This is a genomic window from Acidaminobacter sp. QWL-03 (assembly GCF_058683855.1).
The window spans coordinates 1,081,490-1,100,044 of sequence record NZ_CM178752.1 but is presented as its reverse complement, the minus strand read 5'-3'; the positions used below and the strand labels follow the sequence as shown (position 1 = coordinate 1,100,044).

The window sequence follows — 18,555 nt, the reverse complement described above, 5'->3', positions numbered from 1 at the left end:
TTTACGTGTCCAGAACAATAGTGTAACCTTTGTACACGGTATTTCATGAAGGGAATATGGCAACTCATGCAAGGGCTGCCCTGAATTATCAGAATTATGTTACAATAATACAAAATTGTAATTGAGGTGTTCAGCGTGACATCAAACCATTTGGAGCAGCTAAGAGATAAATTAAAACGATATTTTGATTTTCTGCCGGAGTCTGAAATGCTTTACGGCGATCTCCGGTTTGATATTGCCGCGCGCTCCAATATTAGAAATGAAGCCTATTTGCTTTTTAAATCAGCGGTTATGTATGCATTTGAAAACAACGAACTCTGCTTTGTGAAAGCCTTAGAAGAGCTTGACAATTCTTGGATAGACCGCCTTGAAGCGGCGATGCTGGAGGCTGCCGAACGCCACGTTGTTCCAAGCGAAGAGCATATGTCTACGGTTGTGACTGGAGTTTTTCTGACATCAGGACCAGTGGCTCCAGAAATTAAACGAAAAGTTGAGCGGTACAGAAAACAGCAGTCTTACTGGCTTGGCCTCAAGGGATGGACTTCATTCAGAATCATCCTGATCGAGACGGAGAGTCAAACAGTCACAGCGAGCAAGGAAGCGAAAAAGGCGGCGAAGTTTTTTTGTACCATCGGCACCGCAGAAGTGATTTAGCTTGTGAGTATTCAGTGTGCTTGGTACTCTGTTACATAGCTTCAAGCCCACCCTGGACAGGGGCGAGGCCTTTTACATGGTCATCCCGGACAACTGCAGAGGTCCGAGATACAATAGATCATTAGGGAGGTTGGGTTATGGCTTTAACACTCATTGCTGTCTCCATCATTGTCTTTTTAATTGCTTATGTTACATATGGTTCCTGGCTCGCCAAGAAATGGGGCGTCGACGTCGGTCGAAAGACACCTGCCCACACTATGGGTGATGGGGTAGACTACGTGCCGGCTAAAGCACCGGTACTCTTAGGTCATCACTTCGCGTCCATCGCCGGTGCTGGACCAATTGTCGGTCCAATATCTGCAGCAATCTTTGGCTGGGTACCGGTATTTTTATGGATCGTCTTTGGAAGCATCTTTTTTGGCGGTGTCCATGACTTCGCATCGCTGTTCGCCTCTGTGAGACATGACAGTAAGTCAATCGGCAATGTTATAGAGGACACCATTGGAGACACAGGGAAGAAACTTTTCAACCTATTCGCATGGGTAACCCTGCTGCTTGTTATCGCAGCCTTTGCGAATATCGTCGCCAACAGCTTTGTTGGCGTGCCGTCAGTCGCGACGACATCGCTGCTCTTCATTGCTTTGGCTGTGGTCTTTGGCTTCGCGACAAACCGAATGGGCATCGGGCTCATGCCGGCTACCATTGTTGGCGTTATTCTCCTTTTCGCATGTGTCTGGGTAGGCGTACAATTTCCTATTGTCGCTTCCTTTGAAGTCTGGTATGCTTTCATTCTTGCTTATATTTTCGTCGCTTCTGTTACGCCGGTTTGGATTCTGCTCCAGCCAAGAGACTATTTGAACTCATTCCTGCTTTATGCCATGATTGGTGGCGCGATAGTGGGACTTTTATTCTTCCGACCTGACATCCAGCTGCCGGCTGTTACCAGTTTTCAAGTCGGGACCAGTTACATGTTCCCAATTCTGTTTGTTACCGTTGCCTGCGGCGCGATTTCCGGATTCCACTCCCTGATCAGCTCAGGAACGTCCTCCAAGCAGATCGACTCCGAAAAAGACATCAAATTGATAGGCTATGGCTCCATGCTGATTGAAGGCGTTCTCGCGGTCGTTTCGCTGATCACTGCCGCTTATATTGGCGCTGACCGCTTGGCAGAGCTCCTTGCAGCAGGAGGACCAACGAATGTATTCGCAGATGGGGTTGGTACGTTTATGACGACCATCGGCATAGATATAGCACTTGGAAAATCTTTTGTTGCCTTGGCTGTTTCCGCTTTTGCTTTAACTTCCCTCGATTCCGGAACCAGGATTGGACGCTTTATCTTCCAGGAGTTTTTCGACAAGGGTGAAGCTCAGGCAACAGGGGCGACCAAACTACTGACCAATAGATATTTCGCGACACTGGTTACAGTCGCCGTTGGCGGTTGGCTAGGCGCTACCGGATACGCGAAAGTTTGGCCGGTGTTCGGGTCAGCAAACCAATTGCTCGCGGCACTGGCGCTTCTCGCGGCTGCAGCATGGCTTAAAAAAGCCGGCAAGGCGCATGCCATGATCAAAGTCCCTATGATCTTTATGTTTGCAGTAACTTTGACGGCACTTGTCTTTCTGGTCAGAGCGAACCTGGTTGGCGGCAATTATGCGCTGGTCATCTTTGGTTCGGTATTGTTTGTCCTCGCGCTGGTGCTTATCAAACTGTCCTACAAAGTTCTCTTTTCTAGTGTGGTCGTGGCGCCTAAAGAAGCAAAGTAGCGCTGGTTTTGAGAAGGGCGCCGACTTTCGCTTTGATTAGAGCAGAGAAGGGGGAATTTCAACATTAAACTGATCATTTCTGAAGAAGTTTTAAAGCTCGCTGCCGAGAAAGGCCATACTGAGCTGACGCTGGATTTGTTTACTGCAGGAAACAGCTGTGTCCCTGTCAGCGAGCCCACGGCGTATTTTGGTCCTCCAAAAGATCCAATTCACAAATATGATAGTCTGGAGTCTGGCGGACTTAAGGTCTATGTCTTTAAGGGCGCTGACGCCAGGAAGGGCGAGGTCAGAATTCACGTCAAACGCTTTCTGGGCATGAGGTCCCTGGAAGCAGAAGGTCTCAATATGTTGTAAAGGGAACGAAAAAACCCTCCGGGCTATTTATGTGATGGAAATGATCACAGGTCCGGAGGGTTTGTTTTGTTTTAGTTTGGAATTGAGAAAGAGCAGCTTGCACTAACCGCGCTCAATGCCGCAGAATCCGGTTCTGATCAATTCAACAATGCCAAATGGCCGCATCATCTCAAGAAAACCGCTGACTTTGATTTCGTCGCCCGTCAGTTCAATGGTCATGGTAGACATGGTCACATCAATGACTTTGGCTCTGAAAATATTGCTGATTTCAATGAGCTTGGATCTGTCATTGTCATTCGCCTTCAACTTGATGAGGATCAGTTCCCTCATTAATGCGTTGTCATTTTTGAGTTCAGTGATCTTGATGACCTCAATGAGTTTGTTCAGCTGTTTTTTGATCTGCTCGAAAGTGGCGGAGTCACAGGTCATGACAATGGTCATCCTTGAAATTCGTGGATTTTCCGTTTCGCCAACGGTCAAAGACTCTATGTTGTAACCGCGCCGTGTAAAAAGTCCCGCGATTCGACTGAGCACACCGGCATTATTCTCAACCAAAAGGGAAATAAAACGTTTTTGGACTACCATAATATGAGCCTCCTACATCTGCATCATGAACTCAGTTTACGTTAAGCAATTCTCTTCAGGATCGACCATGCATTCAATAAAGTAAGGACCGTCTGCGGCGAGGGCAGCATCAATTGCCTTGCCAACTTCAGCGTTTGAAGTGACCCGAACAGCCGGCAAACCATAGGCTTCCGCGATTTTCACAAAGTCCGGGGTGAATTCCCAGTCCACTGAATAGTAATTGCTGTTAAACTGTGTATCCTGAAGTTCTCTAACCATCCCCAGCCGATGGTTGTTAAACAGCATAACCATCATTTTGTGACCGGATTGCTTTAAGGTACCGAGTTCCGCGATCAGCATCTGAATGCCGCCGTCCCCGACCACGCTGACAACTTGTTTGTCAGGCGCGCCATAAGTTGCGCCAATAGCCGCCGGCAAGCTGTAGCCCATTGTGCCAAGACCGCCTGACGTCAGATACATTCTATTGCCATTGTATGGGAAGTTGCGCGCGGCGATGATTTGATTCTGGCCGACATCCGCGACGAGAATGGCATCATTGTCCAGTTTGTCGGAAAGGACGCGCAGCGCAATCTTTGGACTTACGGTTTTTGAGTCGTTGGCAACAACAGGATCATTTTTTGGCTTGATCTGGGCAATTTCTTCCAGCCAGCCCTCGGTCTCCAGCGGTGTGATCTTTTCGACCAGTTTCTTGAGGATCAGTTTCAAATCGCCGACCATCGGAATCTGATGGTTGAAGATTTTTCCTATTTCGGCCGGATCAATGTCAATGTGAACGACGTCCGCCTGAGGACTCAACGCTTTAAAGTTGAGCGTTGCCCTGTCAGACATTCTGGAACCGGCGATCAGGACAAAATCAGCTTTGCTTATGATTTCCATGGCATAATCCTGACCGTGATAACCAACCATCCCAATGAAGAGTGGGGAATCCATAGGGAAGGAACCGAGTCCCATCAGGGTGTTGATGACCGGGATGCGTGCTGCGTTCGCGAAGGCCTGAAGCTCCTGGGTTGCTTTTGCAGCTATGACGCCGCCGCCTGCAAATATGATGGGGCGCTTGGCTGCATTCAGTTTCTGCAGCGCGCGCTTGATTTGACCGGCGTGGCCTTCTGTCGTTGGATTATAACCCGGGATAGAGACATTCGGAAGCGTTGAAAATGGAATGCGTGCCTCCAGAACATCACGCGGGATGTCGATCAGGACTGGACCGGGTCGTCCTGTAGTGGCAATATAAAAGGCTTCAGCCAAAACCCTGGGGATTTCGTTAGGATTCTTGACTAAATAATTATGCTTTGTAAAGGATTCTGTTGCACCGACAATATCCGCTTCCTGGAAGACATCTTTGCCTATGAGGTCAGATTTAACCTGGCCGGTAATGATGATCATAGGGATGGAGTCCATATAAGCGGTCGCAATTCCGGTAATAAGGTTAGTTGCGCCCGGTCCCGAAGTCGCCATGCAAGCACCAATCTTTTTGTTTGCGCGGGCATAGCCATTTGCTGCATGCGCTGCTGCCTGCTCATTGCGAACAAGGACATGCTTGACATTTTGATTTAGTCTTAGTGCATCGTAAAGCGGCAGATTTGCACCGCCGGGATAACCAAAGATTGTTGTGATGCCTTGCATTTCAAATGCCTTAATGATAATGTCCGCTACTCTCACTTTACATCTAGCTCCTTTCGTTTCTGGTGTGACATAAGGGGTGTGGGTAATAAAAAAACTCCGCCTCTGTTTGTTAGAGGCGAAGTTTACTCCGCGGTACCACTCTATGTATGCCCAGTCTCTGGACATCACTCGATCTGGTCGTGTCAGTGTCAATGACAGAACCATTGCCCTGTAACGCGAGCACGCGGCCTGACCTACTCGGGACTTCAGCGGTTCGAGCCGTAAGAAAGGCCAGACTGCTTAATCCTGTTCGAACAGGCGGTTCGAGAGCGAGCATGAGTATGCCGTGATGTCGCATTCACACCGGTAGCGACTCTCTTGGAACACGGGGGATACCTTTAACTCCGTCAACACCTTTTGAGATATTGTTCTCATTATAGGTACTGAAGAGAGACATGTCAAGAATATTTAGATAATTTGTCTGAAAATTTTATAAAAAATAATTTGTTGGCTGAGTCGTTGTGAATTCAAGAGCTTGTGGCAGACTTCAATTTGTGGTCATGCTTTAAGAGGGTCCGCTGCGGCAAAAAGTGGGGGGATTACGCTGCAGTTGGTGTGTGGATTAGAAGATGAAAGGTCACTGGTCAGGAAGTGATTTATAACCAAAAACATCTTTTCACGTCCAAATTTTTCGGATAGAATTAGTGTGTTGAATCAACTAAAGGTGCCGAAGTTAGTTCCGTGCTGTCTGACCTGTCAGGGTCACAAGGACTTCTGCATAGAGGCCTGAGAGCCGTGACCATGTCCATACAGGTCATAACCAAAAGGAGACCACACCGTGAATCCACACTATTTATTACGCGGAAGTATAACAAAGGCGCTGGTCACATTAGCGCTGCCAATTATGGGGACAGCCTTTCTCCAAATGGCTAACCAAATAGTCGATATGATCTGGATTGGCCGTTTGGGAAGTGATGCTGTGGCAGCCATAGGCACAGCGGGCTTTTTTGTGTGGTTTGGACTCTCTATCATCACCATGGTGCAAGTGGGCACCGAAGTGAAAATCGCTCAGAGCCTGGGTGCGGGGAAGCAAGACTATGCAAAGCAAATTGCAGGGATGGCATTATATTTAGCTGTGGTCTTTGGTATCGCTTATGGTGTGTTTTTGACTCTGGCAAAGGGGCCTTTGATAGGATTTTTTGATCTCAACAATTTTGACGTTGAACGAAATGCCAGGTCTTATCTGGGGATCATGGCCGGTGGTATGCTGTTTTCATTTTTGAATCTCGTCATTGCGTCTATGTTCAATGGGGCAGGCCAAAGCCGACTTCCCTTTAAAGTCAACTCAATCGGAATTCTAACAAATATAGTCCTTGATCCCATTTTTATATTTGTACTGGGTTTGGGTGTAGGTGGTGCGGCGTTAGCAACGGTGTTGTCCCAAATGCTGGTGACGGTCATTCTCCTCTATATGCTCCTGCATGGCAGGTTATTCAAGGTGTTTTCATTGAGACAGCCATTTTCTCTGGAAACCGTAAAATCCATGCTGGCGTTAGGACTGCCGGTATCTTTCCAGCGCTGCCTGTTTAATACTTTTTCAATATTGATAGCCAAAGTCATTGCGTCCTTTGGCGCGGATGCGATAGCCGCTCAAAAAATTGGCGTTCAGATTGAGTCAATCACTTATATGACGGCGCAGGGCTTCGCTGCGGCGCTCAGTGCGTTCGTTGGTCAGAATTTTGGGGCCGGACAGTTTGAACGGGTTCGGAAGGGCACAATTGAAGCGGGGCAAATCATGATTGTGTTTGGGATAGGAACTTCTGCTTTGTTGTATTTTTTCAGTGAGCCCCTGATGAGAATTTTTGTAAGTGAGGTTACGACGGTGGAGATTGGCGTTCGATATCTCAAAATACTGTCGCTCTCTCAGGTGTTTATGTGTATAGAAATGACATTCTCTGGCTGCTTTAACGCACTAAACAAGCCGCTTTACCCTGCAGTCCTCGGTATAGTCTTTACCGGACTTCGCGTTCCGTTTGCCTACCTGTTGTCTGCTGCGGCAATTCTGGGGCTCGACGGCATTTGGTGGTCCATTTCCGGAAGCTCTGTTGTGAAGGGATTGATCATGCTGGGGATGGTCGCAGTTTTGTTCAAATATGGGATCCCGAAAGAAGATTCTGTGTTGGGGTCTGACACTGAGTTGAATTGAGTGACAGGCACTCAGTTGATTTTGGTGCCAGAGCTGGTCCTAGGACCTATATAGGTTGGATAAATAACAACGCAATGGGAAGTGAAAGCATGGCGCTTGCACTTCCTTTTGCTTTCAAAAGGGAAAAAGCCCTAGGACGGAAAGATAGTGTATGCGGCTTACGCCCAATGACACCAGCTTCCCAATCTATGGCTTTTTCAATAATATTGTGCTATTATCCTGCCATTCTATCTTCTTTTAGTTTTAGCACGCATTTTGCTCTTTGCAATATTTTGCTGGCGGCGTGCGGACTTTGACTCCATCGGCTGGGCTTTGGGTTCTGGTGCGGTGTGTTTAACCGCTGGGCGGTCGAAGCTATAATGCGTGAGGCGCAGCTGGATGCCGTCCTCAATGACGCGCTGTTCGGGCTTGTCCTTTGGCGCGACGAAGGTGAAGGCGCGGCCTTTCTCACCGGCACGGCCAGTTCTGCCTATACGGTGAATATAACTCTCTGCATCCGCGGGGATGTCGTAGTTGAAGACGTGGGTGATCCCCTCAATGTCGAGGCCTCGGGCGGCAACGTCGGTGGCGATCAGGAACTGAAATTCCATCTTGCGAAAAGCTTTCATGACCTTTTCGCGCTTGGCCTGGGTGAGGTTGCCGTGGAGGAGCTCACAGCTGAAGCCCTCCTGGGACATGGCAGCGAAGAGGGCATCCGCCCTGTATTTCGTCCTGCAGAACAAGATGCCCATGAAGGGGCGTTCTTTTTTAAGGACGGCGAACAGGTCGTGACGCTTCTGACGATCCGTAGTCTCGACCACGAATTGTTCGATGTCCTTAAGCGTCACCGTCGGTGCCGGAACGGCTACGTGAACCGGATCCTTCAGGTATTTGTGAGTCAATTTCCTGACTCCGGCAGGCATGGTCGCCGAAAAGCACAGGGTTTGGCGGCTGGCCGGCGTGCGCTTGAGAATCATCTCCACTTCATTTTGGAAACCAATGTGGAGCATCTGATCCGCTTCGTCCAGGACGAGGACTTTCAGATCGTCAAAATGCAGTGTGCCCCTGCGCAGATGATCCAATAGCCTGCCGGGCGTGCCTATGACGATCTGCGCTGAGCCCTGGAGCTTCTTGATTTGCCCTTGGATATCCTGACCGCCGTAGGCCGCCAATAGGTGAAGCGGCGCGTAGGCCGCCAACTTTCTGGCCTCGGCAGTGATCTGAATAGCGAGTTCGCGGGTTGGTGTCAGGATCAGCGCCTGGACCTTTGGAAGCGCCGGATCCACCTTTTCGAAGATGGGCAGCAAAAATGCCAGGGTTTTTCCAGTGCCGGTCTGGGCTTCGCCAATCAGGTCTCTCCCTGCCGCGATTTCCGGAATCGCCATGGCCTGAATGGGCGTAGGGTTCTGAATGCCCTGAGCGGTGAGGGCGTCAAGCAACACTGTCGAAACGCCTAAAGTTGAAAAAGTGGTTTTCACGGGTACCTCCTGTTAGTTGTGATAATGTCTACTTTTGAACGAACTGCACATTGACGCCGTCCGGATCTTTGACAAAGAAGAATTTGACGCCGGCGCCTTCAAATGGTCCATTGACGATCTCGATGCCCCGGTCTTTGCAGAGGTTCAAGGCTTCGTCGAGATCTGCGACGCGAAAGCCCAGCGAAAGGTTTGCCGGTGCTGTGACCACGTCAGTTGCTGGCTTGTGCTCAAGGAGCTCGACCTCAATGCCATTGCCGTCCGTCAGGAAGCACAGCTCGAGGGCGGGGTAGGGCATGAAGCGCCGTTCGACCGTCAGGCCCAGCAGGTCCCTATAGAAAGACAGAGAGGTTTCAATGCTTTTGACGGTAATCGTGGTCCATAAATAGTTTGCGTTCACGACATTCGCTCCTTTGAGGTGGTTTTGGCTGGAACCGGGTAAAGGTACAAAATTTAAAGTGCGTTTTTTTGCCGATGGTTCCAGCACCCAACATTATATCACACCGACCGCCGGATCAAAAGCCAGGGGAGTGTGGGGTGGGGGGATGGGTGACCATCGGCAGAAAAATATTTTGAAAAAGTTTCTTAAACGCTTGACGTTGACGCTACGTCAACCTTTATAATCAAGACATAAACGAGCGGGATAAGTCCGGCGGCGGTAAAAATACTGATGGGACTTTTGGGGGAATGTCTATGGAAATGACGATACAAAATCTGGCGAGGCTGGCAGGGGTGAGTTCGAGAACGCTGAGATATTACGATGAGATGGGGCTGCTGAAGCCGCTGAGGCTGAGCAGTACCGGCTACCGGATTTACGGGGCGGCGCAGGTGGACCGGCTGCAGCAGATCTTGTTTTACAGGGAGCTGGGGCTTGAACTGGACCGCATCAAGGAGGTGCTGGAGCGGCCGGACTTCGATCCGAAGAGTGCGCTGGAAGCCCATCACAAAGCGCTCCTGGAGCGGCGCCGGCAGCTGGACGCGCTGATTGCCAACGTTGAGAAGACTATTGCCTATCAGGAAGGGAGACTGGAGATGTCGGACAAAGAGAAGTTTGAGGGTTTCAAGAAGACTATGATCGAGCGCAATGAAGCGCGTTATGGAGAAGAGGTTCGCGCCAAGTATGGGAAAGAGACGGTGGAGGCTTCCAATAAAAAGCTTCAAGGTATGTCCGAGGCGGAGTACAACGAGGCGCAGGCCCTGAGCGAGGCTATTCTGGTGAAGCTGGCGGAGGCTATGGCCACAGGAGAGCCCGGCGGCGCGCTAGCCCAGGAGGTTGCAAAGATGCACAAGCGCTGGCTGTGCAGCTACTGGCCGACCTATACGGGGGAGGCGCATGCGGGGCTGGCCACTATGTATGTGGAGGATGAGCGCTTCACTGCGTTTTATGATGACAAGTGCGGCGAGGGCGCAGCGGCATTTCTGCGTGACGCGATTCATATTTTTACGGGTATAACGACTTAGGGAAAGTATTAAAGGGGGATCCGCAGACGGAAGCTGCTGAGACCCCTTTCTTCCATTTTTGGATGTAATTTTCCGCCTGAAATGAGGAAGGGGGTGTCTGACACCAATTTCCTTTGGGTATGAATAAATCAGTATAAGAATGTGCAGCCATCATTGAAGCAGGAGGAATCGCCGTGTTTAATTCAAACAGCAGAACTAAGCAGGCAAGCACCCAGCCCCCAAAATCGAATCCGGCTAAATCCAGCCCAGGCAAAAGTGAAGGCGCGAAGGCGGTCCCTGAAAAGCTGCCAGTGAAGGTGCGAGTACGACGCTGGCTTCCCCTGATTGGCGTTTTAGGGGTGCTGTTCGTTACGCTGCTCTATCTAGATGTGTTTGGATTTAGGGCTATGCTTTTTTCGAAACAGGAAATGGATCCTATTGCCCAAGTGAGAGCGCCTGCGGATTTCATTGAAAGTCGGCTTGCCGAGGCAAAGGCTGTGACCCTCATGAAGCAAGTCCCGGATCCGGCCCGCGGGACACTGGATCTCTTTGTGCAGGAGGGTAGACTCTATGTGGTCGAGGATGGTGTGAAGGCGGCGTTTTCGTCTTCATCTGAGGAGTCTGGGGAGACTGCCGGCGATCTGAAGCTGGCCTTCAGTTATGAAGAAAACGCGCCGGATCAGCTCAATTTCCTGATTGGTCACGTCGACGCGCCTGAGTATGATATGATGCGAACGGCTCGGATTGGGCGCATTCAGGGGTCGGCTGGGCAGACCTTTGCCGTGGCACGGCTGTTTTTTGACGACGCCGGCTTGCCGCCTATAGTACGCGTGGAAAATCTGTCATATGAGGTGCTTCGAAATACCAGCTTTGAGCTTCCTAAAATGATAAAAGCAGTATTAGCCGATGGTTCCGAGACCCAAGTCCCCATCCGGTGGACGCCGCGGGTCATCGACACCTCAGAAAATGGGGTGCGCGGCAGTATTGGGACAATTGAAGGGTATGATGGGGAAGTGACCCTGACGCTGATCATCAGTGATCAAGTGGCAATTAAGGACGGTGTCCCTGCCATTGGGCCGCCGACGGGGGCGCAAAATCCGGGCGGAGAGACGACACAGGTGCCTGGACAGGCAACGGCGTCTGCGCCTTCACCCGAGCCCGCACCTGCACCAGCGCCAGCACCAGCACCAGCACCGGCTCCGGCGCCTGCGCCTGCACCAAAGCCTGAGGCCAAACCGGCACCTAAACCTGCTCCTAAGCCTGCACCGGTGACGATTCAGTCGCTGCGTCCCGTCGAGGCAAGTATCAGGCAGGGCGAGGGGTATAACCTGCCGGCGACGGTGGTCGCTGTGATGAGTGACAAAACTACAAAAAGTGTTGCGGTCATATGGAATCCTTCGGTGCTGGATACCGCCACCGCGGGCACGAAAATCAGCACCGGGACGGTGTCCGGGACAACGGCGAAAGCCGCGCTGACTTTAACGGTGTCGAAGTCGGCTCTGGCGGCGCCAAGTGTCGCGGTTTCAAAGATTTCTGGCGCGGATGCCAACGTCAGGGTGACCGGCAGAGCTGGCGCCACGGTTCTGTTCAATGGCTATGGTGTCGGGACTATCGGCTCAAGCGGCGTTTTGACGGTGGTCGGGGTCAACGTCGACACTCTTCAGAGCGTCAAACTGACCATGGATGGATGGGATCCGAGCCCGGCGGTGACGACGTTTGTGCTTTATTGATTCTAGAGTCAAAAACAAGGAAGTCGGTGTCGGCGGCTCTACGCCGCTTGACACCGACTTTGCTTTGAAGAGGAGGCAGCCGTCATGCTGGAATACTCAAAAGAGGCACTGGCCGAATTCATTCGCCTTGAAGCGCGTAGTACAAATGGCTCCACGATTTCCTATTATGGCGGCGATCAATCCTGGTTTGAGTCGGAGAACGGACGGGCAGGCGGCTGCGGGACCGTGGCGGCAGCCAACATCCTGGCTTATTTCGGGGTCGTCCTTGGCGCGGATGGTGCTGTTGGTAGCGCCGGGCCGGTTCTTGACAGCAGACGCTTGGACATGGCGGACTATCTGGCGCACATGCACCAGGTCTATGCGGGTCTGACCCCGCTTGTTCCGCCCTGGAAGTCGATGACCCGGTTTCAAAAAGGACGCGTTGGGCGACGCTCGATTCTTCGACTGCCGGATTCGCTTGGAATTCATAGCCCAGTTCGATTTGCCAGCGCTGTTGTGGCGCTGGCCCAAAAGCAGAATGTCGGGCTGCGACCTGTCTGGCCGCTTGGCGGCTCTGTTCGTTGGCCTGCCCGTCAAAGACTCAGCTTGAGCCAGGCTAAAGCTTTTATTCTGGAACAGGTTGAAAAGGGCGTTCCTATTGCCATGCTTAACTTTAACAATCCCGGGCTCAGACAGGTGGACTATCAAAGTGTAGTATCTGGGCGTATTTTTACCACAGACCGGTTTCAATGGCACTGGGTGGTGATTACAGGGGTTGAGACGGAGAAGCGAAGTGGCAGAGAATTCTTGATTGTCTCGAGCTGGGGCAACAGGGTGATACTGGATCTGGAGAAGTTTTGGGGTCGAGGACTGAGTTATCTTGTCTCTTTTGAAGTGAGGTCCAGGTGACCATAATAATCCAGATCCAGAATGCGTGCGGAGGCCAGAAATTTCTCTTCTATAGTCTCGGTGACCTCGCGAATGTAATCTGAGGTGGGGATAGGGGTGGGGTCGGTGACCATCGGCAAAAAACATTTTTTAAGGGCGTCATAGCGGCCATGGCGGGTGATGAAGCTCTTGTTGAGGAACATCACTAGAGGCTCGCTGTCCGAGAAGATGTCGCGGCCCATGAGGAGGCGCGAGTCGTACGCCAGACCCATGAGGTTGCAGAGGGTGGGGAGGATGTCCAGGCTGGAGCAGGGGGTGTTTATGACAACCGGGGTCTGACCCCGGCTGCTTCCCGGGCAGTACAAAACAAACGGGCTGCGGTAGAGCTCGAAGCTGCGGTCGACTTTGTGGCCGGCGAGCTCATCGAGGGCAGCATCGGACAGGCCATAAGGGTAGTGGTCGGCGCTCATGGCGATCAGGGTTCTGTCGGAAACGCCGGCGGCTTCAAGCTGCTCAAGAAGTGAGGCCATGGCGCGGTCGAGTTCAACCTGGGTGGCGAGATAGGCTTTAGCCTCTTCGCTGAGGTTCAGGTGTTCCACTGCGGCGCGATTCTTGGAGGCCATGGCGTTGCCGCTGAAGCTGTAGCGCATATGGCCGCTGACGGTCATATAATAGGTGTGAAAGGGTTCTTTGTCTATGTACTGAGGAACCGTGAGCTGCATCATTTCCAGGTCGGACTCAGGCCAGACGGGGGTGACGTTCAGGCCGTTTCCCAGGCCATAGTAGGTATAGCCCATGTTGGGGTGGGAGAGGTGGCGTTTATAGTAACTGTAGCGGTGGTTGTGATAGGCGGTCGTCGTGTACCCCAAGGGGCGAAGCTGGTTGCCAAGGGTCATGGTCATGTTTTTGCCGGCGGACTCAATGAAGCTCCACACGCCGCTTTTGGGAAGTAGACCGGTACAGGCGACATATTCGCCGTCAGAGGTGCTGACGCCCCATATAGGATTGTAAAATTCAGTAAAATGGAAACCGTTATGGACCATTTTATACAGGGTCGGGGTCAGTTCTTTGTGGATGGAGTAAGGCGACATGCTTTCGGCGGTGAGGACAATCAGATTGCAGCCCTTGAAAAGACCTGTGTAGGCGTTTTTGGGGGTTGGGTGCTGGGCACTGAGCCAGTTGTGAAGGTCTTTCAGTTGTGTGACAGCCGCGTTGTCTTTCTGCTTTGTGGTTGTGGTTGAGAGGACCATCGGCAAAGCATTGTAACTGGAGGGCGGCCAAGGGTCTGTGTCTCCGATTCCGTTTGGGAGGGAGGCTTTCATCTGTTTGTCGTCGTAAATCATGGACTTCATGCCGAGTATGGAGCGCTGGAAATCGAGGCGCATGGTGGTGAGCAGGCCGAAATGGCGAAGGGTTACCGTAGGGTCCATGCTTTTGTGGTAAGCTTCGTAAGGGGAACCCAGGATGCTGCGCCCCTTGTGAATTCTGTATTTGGCTATTGTAAATAAAAGGATGGCAATAGCCAGGGTGATCATGATGAGAGCCACTGTCGAGCCCGCCTGGCTCAGTCGCCCCTGGCTGAATAATTGTTTCGCAGGAATTAAGAAATATACCACCGGAGGCAGGAGAAGGACCAGGATCCACTGGAGACTGGAGGCGACATAAGCGACAATATCTTTGACAAAATCCAGAACTTGGCCGGCGTTACCCATGGAATACAGGGTGTAAAACATTTTGAAGATTTTGTAGTAGACCAGCTGGGAAGCGAAGAGGAAGAACAGGATCAGGGTCAAAGCCGTGGTTAAAACCGTTGAAAGGCTGCCTGAGAAAAGCGACGATATGAGCATCAACACACAGGCGTAGAGGGCTGACCAGAGAAAGAGGCTGCCGAAGCCAAAAATTCTGAGGCTCTTTACAGTTGCAAGTCGAAGGGTGATTTCGAAATACAGGATCACCCACAACCAATATAAGCCGGGCAGAAAGCCCGATATGAATTCTGATAGGATCGACTGCATGAAATAGACCCCTTTCTCCAATGTGTTCTAGCCCAATCATAGCCGAACTGGAAAAAGGGGTCAATCAAAGTTCTTGGATTTCAATTTAGCTTTGTTTTATTACAGAAATATTACCCCCACCCCCAAGTTGAAACCCGTCCGCGTCCCCAGGTCAAAACCCGTCCGCGTCCCCCAAATAAAAATTTACCCTTTCGCCATCTCTATGACGAGAAGGTGGGCGGTTTGATCCGGCTGATCGACGTGAATGGACAGGGATTCCTCAACACTTTCAAGTCCATCCCTGGTCTCCAACCTGAGTCCGTTGATCAGTACACTGCCTTCTATCAGCACTAAATAGGCTTGACGGCCTTCTTTGACTTCAAAATCAATGCGTTGTCCGCCTGTCAGCTCCACCGCATAGAAATTAGCATCCTGATGGAGTTCAACGGGTGCGCCGCCGCCCACAGGTGACGCGAAGTGGAGCCATTTGCCGCTGCGCAGGTTCCAGTCCAGCTTGACATCTCCATATGCGGGGGTATGGCGCTTTTGATCCGGCAGGATCCAGATTTGAAGGAAGCGGAGCTCTTCATCGCCCAGATTGTGCTCACTGTGGGCAACGCCGGTTCCGGCGCTCATATACTGAACCTGGCCACGGCGGATCGTGCTTTTGTTGCCCATGCTGTCCCCGTGCGTCAATGCGCCGTCGACGACATAGGAGATGATCTCCATGTCCCGGTGTGGGTGAGTGTCAAAGCCAGTCATGGAAGCCACCAGGTCATCGTTTAGGACCCTGAGGACCCCAAAATTCATGTTGTCAGGATTATAGTACTCAGCGAAGGAAAAGTGAAACAGGCTGCGAAGCCAGCCGCGGTTGCTGCGCCCCATTTGCTGATGATTGATTTTTCTGATCAAATTAAAAACCTCCTTTAGGTTGAGAAGTATTATCATCTAACATAAATATACTACTAATTAGTAATAAAATCAATGGTGTTTTCAGAAATTTTTACTCAACTGCCAGGCAGTGTCGCAATTACGGCTCAAGGATGAAAGAATCGCCATGCAGAGGTGTGACCACAGAAAAATTTTTTCATGTTCAATTGACTAAAGCCTAAAAAACCTTCAGAATTGAAGTGATGTGTGTTCTGCAGCAGCAGTCTGTTTCAATTCTCTGCTAAAGGACTGTCACAAACGACCGCACTTGTAAATCAACACTCACTGTACTTATTGCACTCAAGCACATCACACTCTATCAATCAGGAGGCCTATGATGACCAAACGAACGCCCACGTTTTTTGCTCTAATCCTAGTCGCAGCGGTAATAATCTGGCTCGGCGGCACCAGTTTCTACACGGTGGACCAGACGGAGTACGCCGTCCTTGAGACCTTTGGTAAGCCGGACACCAATCTGGTTCAGCCGGGGCTCAGATTCAAGCTGCCGTATCCCATCCAGAACGTTCGCAAGCTCTCCAGAGAAACCTTCTCCCTGACCTTTGGCTATGAAGAAAGCCAGGATGGCACGACCCTGCAGGAGAAGGACGCCAAAATGATCACCGGAGATGAGAATATCATCCTGGCGGATCTGGAAGTTCAGTGGCAGATCGTCGATCCCATCGCTTTCCTTTACAATACCGAAGATCCTGTCAAGATCCTGATGAACGCCACCTCCAGTGCCCTGCGCGGCGTCATAGGGAGCTCCGTGGTGGATGACGCTCTGACAGACGGCCGTACCCGCATCATGAACGACACGAGAGACACCCTTGTGTCCCTGGTGGAGAACTATGAGATTGGCGTCGCCATCCGCAACGTCAACCTCCAGGACGTCGACCTCCCGAACGAGCAGGTCAGTGACGCTTTCAAAAAAGTCGCTTCCGCCCGTGAGGAGCGCATCACAAAAATCAATCAGGCCAACCGCTACCGCAATGAGAAGATCAATACCGCTGAAGGCCAGAAGGCCGCTCTCATCAGCCGCGCGGAAGGGGATAAGGTCGCCCGCATAGAGAAGGCCCGGGGTGATGTCGCCCAGTTCAACGCCATCTACTCCGAATACGTGACCAATAAGACTATTACCCGCGACCGCCTGATCATCGAGACCCTCGAGCAGATCCTGCCGGACGTTCAAATCTACATCATGCAGGAGGGCGGCGGCAACACCGTCAACTACCTGCCGCTGGATCAGCTGAAGAAAGGCGGTGAGGCTAATGAGTAAGCTCGACAACGTCATTCAGGTCATAATCGACGAGATCAAGAAGGGTATGGCCGCCAACAAAGCCCAAAGACCTCATACAGCTGCCGATGGTCACAGCACCAGCACCGACAGCCCAAAACCACGTCCCGCTAACCGCTCTTTTTCGAAGATCATTCCGCTGGTCATCTTCGTCGTCATCCTTGCGGTCTTCGTGCAAAGCAACCTCTTTATTGTCAAAGCCAACGAGTATGTCATTGTCCGGCAGTTCGGCGAAATTGTCAGAGTCATCGACTCGCCGGGACTCAAGTTCAAGACCCCATTTGTCCAAACCATCACCCGACTGCCAAAGTACACCCTGGTTTATGATGTGCCGCCGGCTGAGATCAACACCCTGGACAAAAAGCGCATCATGGTCGACTACTATAGCCTATGGAAGATCACCGACCCTATCCAGATGATCGAGTCTCTGAGAACCCTTAGCGCGGCGGAAAGTCGTCTGGGTGATATCGTTTACTCCAGCATCCGCACGGAGCTTGGCAAAATGAATTATGTCGATATCATCAAAGACCGCGTCAGCGCCCGAGGCGGCATTGACACCACTGTCAAGGGACAGGTCAACGATACCCTCGTGAAAAATGAAAGCGGTATCGAACTGATTGATATCAAGATGAAGCGCGCGGATCTTCCTGCTGCCAATGAAGAATCTGTCTTCCTGCGCATGATCTCAGAGCGTGAAAGCACCGCGCAGCAGTACCTGTCCCAGGGCGATGCCGAAGCGCTGAAGATCCGGGCTGAGACGGACCGAGAAGTGTCAGAGATGCTGTCCAGAGCAGAGGCGGATGCCAAGACCATTCAGGCCGAAGGCGAAAAGGAAGCCGCCCGACTTTACAACGACGCCTACAGCAAAGATCCGGAATTCTTCAATCTCTACCGGACGCTGACCTCCTACAAGACGACCATCAACGGCGAAACGGTGCTGCTGCTGCCGCTCAATTCGCCTTATCTGAAATACCTGACAGGAGAGTAATATGACTTACGGTTTGTGGCAGCGCGCCCTTGGGTCCCACCAGACCAACGCCTACCTCGTGTATGATGAAGAGACGAGAGAAGCGCTGATCCTGGATCCAGGCGACGAGAAGAAAAAGATAATGAAAGTGGTGCATGAGAAGGGTTTAAAACCCATCGGCATCATTCTCACCCATGGACATTGGGATCATATTGGCGCCGCGGCAGCGCTGCGAAAGCAGTACGATTGCCCCCTGATGGCCCATAGGGCAGAGGCGAAGCTGCTCGCGACGCCTTACTACAATCACTCGGGCGAGCGCGATCTGCGGCTTGCGGCGGATGTCGGTCTGGAAGACGGGCAGAGGATTCCCTTTGGCAGCCAGGCGCTGCTGGTCCTTCACACGCCGGGGCACACTGCCGGCAGCATTTGCCTGAAGCTCGAAAATGCCCCTGTGATGTTTACGGGAGACACTATTTTCAGCGATGACGTGGGCCGCACCGACCTCTACAGCGGCAGCGACGCCCAGATGAAAGCCTCGATCCGAAAAGCCCTGCGGGAATGGGCGGATGACTGGATGCTCTATCCCGGTCACGACGCCCCGGCCATGATGGCGGATGTGCGCGGGGGCCTGGAGCGCCATTTGTAAACGAAGAAGGCAAAGACAGAACGATTTTGCCGATGGTCGTATGACACCCACTCATGGCCCCTTTCAGGC

The 18,555-nt window shown here is 51.6% G+C and carries 16 protein-coding genes; 10 read left to right on the top strand and 6 right to left on the bottom strand.

Annotated features, from left to right (window positions below; all coding sequences use genetic code 11):
- Positions 1 to 135 precede the first annotated feature (135 nt).
- The 3 genes from AC4PHM_RS04955 to AC4PHM_RS04945 all read left to right on the top strand — a co-directional run bounded on the left by AC4PHM_RS04955 (position 136) and on the right by AC4PHM_RS04945 (position 2,771).
- Positions 136 to 654, top strand: coding sequence for a DUF8052 family protein (locus tag AC4PHM_RS04955; RefSeq protein WP_492019802.1), 519 nt, complete (start codon positions 136 to 138; stop codon positions 652 to 654).
- Positions 655 to 791: 137 nt separating this feature from the next.
- A complete protein-coding gene (locus AC4PHM_RS04950) occupies positions 792 to 2,417 on the top strand; it encodes a carbon starvation CstA family protein (RefSeq protein WP_492019801.1) in 1,626 nt (541 codons plus the stop codon).
- A gap of 63 nt (positions 2,418 to 2,480) precedes the next feature.
- Complete coding sequence (locus tag AC4PHM_RS04945) at positions 2,481 to 2,771, top strand: CC/Se motif family (seleno)protein (RefSeq protein WP_492020462.1); 291 nt, start codon at positions 2,481 to 2,483, stop codon at positions 2,769 to 2,771.
- 102 nt (positions 2,772 to 2,873) lie between these two features.
- Here the strand turns inward: AC4PHM_RS04945 and ilvN are convergent, their stop codons facing one another.
- Positions 2,874 to 3,356, bottom strand: a complete 483-nt coding sequence (gene ilvN, locus AC4PHM_RS04940; RefSeq protein WP_492019800.1) for an acetolactate synthase small subunit — start codon at positions 3,354 to 3,356, stop codon at positions 2,874 to 2,876.
- 36 nt (positions 3,357 to 3,392) lie between these two features.
- Entirely contained in the window at positions 3,393 to 5,015 is a 1,623-nt protein-coding gene (ilvB, locus tag AC4PHM_RS04935; RefSeq protein ID WP_492019799.1) for a biosynthetic-type acetolactate synthase large subunit, read from the bottom strand.
- 781 nt (positions 5,016 to 5,796) lie between these two features.
- On the opposite strand from ilvB, the gene AC4PHM_RS04930 reads away from it, so the two are divergent.
- Positions 5,797 to 7,164 carry an MATE family efflux transporter gene (locus tag AC4PHM_RS04930; RefSeq protein ID WP_492019798.1) on the top strand — a complete coding sequence of 456 codons (1,368 nt, stop codon included), beginning with the start codon at positions 5,797 to 5,799 and terminating at the stop codon, positions 7,162 to 7,164.
- A 227-nt stretch (positions 7,165 to 7,391) separates the two neighbouring features.
- Here AC4PHM_RS04930 and AC4PHM_RS04925 read toward each other — a convergent pair whose 3' ends face one another.
- Positions 7,392 to 8,621 carry a DEAD/DEAH box helicase gene (locus tag AC4PHM_RS04925; RefSeq protein WP_492019797.1) on the bottom strand — a complete coding sequence of 410 codons (1,230 nt, stop codon included), beginning with the start codon at positions 8,619 to 8,621 and terminating at the stop codon, positions 7,392 to 7,394.
- 28 nt (positions 8,622 to 8,649) lie between these two features.
- The gene (locus AC4PHM_RS04920) at positions 8,650 to 9,018 is read right to left on the bottom strand and encodes a VOC family protein (protein ID WP_492019796.1); all 369 of its coding nucleotides are present in this window, start codon (positions 9,016 to 9,018) and stop codon (positions 8,650 to 8,652) included.
- 293 nt (positions 9,019 to 9,311) lie between these two features.
- Here AC4PHM_RS04920 and AC4PHM_RS04915 point away from each other — a divergent pair, with 293 nt between their 5' ends.
- The 3 genes from AC4PHM_RS04915 to AC4PHM_RS04905 all read left to right on the top strand — a co-directional run bounded on the left by AC4PHM_RS04915 (position 9,312) and on the right by AC4PHM_RS04905 (position 12,676).
- A complete protein-coding gene (locus AC4PHM_RS04915; RefSeq protein WP_492019795.1) occupies positions 9,312 to 10,079 on the top strand; it encodes a MerR family transcriptional regulator in 768 nt (255 codons plus the stop codon).
- 173 nt (positions 10,080 to 10,252) lie between these two features.
- Complete coding sequence (locus AC4PHM_RS04910) at positions 10,253 to 11,788, top strand: Ig-like domain-containing protein (protein WP_492019794.1); 1,536 nt, start codon at positions 10,253 to 10,255, stop codon at positions 11,786 to 11,788.
- An 84-nt stretch (positions 11,789 to 11,872) separates the two neighbouring features.
- The gene (locus AC4PHM_RS04905) at positions 11,873 to 12,676 is read left to right on the top strand and encodes a hypothetical protein (protein WP_492019793.1); all 804 of its coding nucleotides are present in this window, start codon (positions 11,873 to 11,875) and stop codon (positions 12,674 to 12,676) included.
- Here the strand turns inward: AC4PHM_RS04905 and AC4PHM_RS04900 are convergent.
- Together AC4PHM_RS04900 and AC4PHM_RS04895 are read right to left on the bottom strand one after the other, a co-directional pair.
- Positions 12,643 to 14,670, bottom strand: a complete 2,028-nt coding sequence (locus AC4PHM_RS04900; protein WP_492019792.1) for an LTA synthase family protein — start codon at positions 14,668 to 14,670, stop codon at positions 12,643 to 12,645. The two genes, AC4PHM_RS04905 and AC4PHM_RS04900, sit on opposite strands and share 34 nt — an antisense overlap.
- Positions 14,671 to 14,853: 183 nt before the next feature.
- Positions 14,854 to 15,561, bottom strand: coding sequence for a pirin family protein (locus AC4PHM_RS04895; protein ID WP_492019791.1), 708 nt, complete (start codon positions 15,559 to 15,561; stop codon positions 14,854 to 14,856).
- 355 nt (positions 15,562 to 15,916) lie between these two features.
- Here AC4PHM_RS04895 and hflK point away from each other — a divergent pair, with 355 nt between their 5' ends.
- The 3 genes from hflK to AC4PHM_RS04880 are packed head-to-tail and all read left to right on the top strand — an operon-like array spanning position 15,917 to position 18,486.
- A complete protein-coding gene (hflK, locus tag AC4PHM_RS04890; protein ID WP_492019790.1) occupies positions 15,917 to 16,855 on the top strand; it encodes an FtsH protease activity modulator HflK in 939 nt (312 codons plus the stop codon).
- A complete protein-coding gene (hflC, locus tag AC4PHM_RS04885) occupies positions 16,848 to 17,861 on the top strand; it encodes a protease modulator HflC (RefSeq protein ID WP_492019789.1) in 1,014 nt (337 codons plus the stop codon). Before hflK ends, hflC begins: the two co-directional genes overlap by 8 nt.
- A gap of 1 nt (position 17,862) precedes the next feature.
- Positions 17,863 to 18,486, top strand: a complete 624-nt coding sequence (locus AC4PHM_RS04880) for an MBL fold metallo-hydrolase (RefSeq protein WP_492019788.1) — start codon at positions 17,863 to 17,865, stop codon at positions 18,484 to 18,486.
- The last annotated feature ends 69 nt before the right edge of the window (positions 18,487 to 18,555 follow it).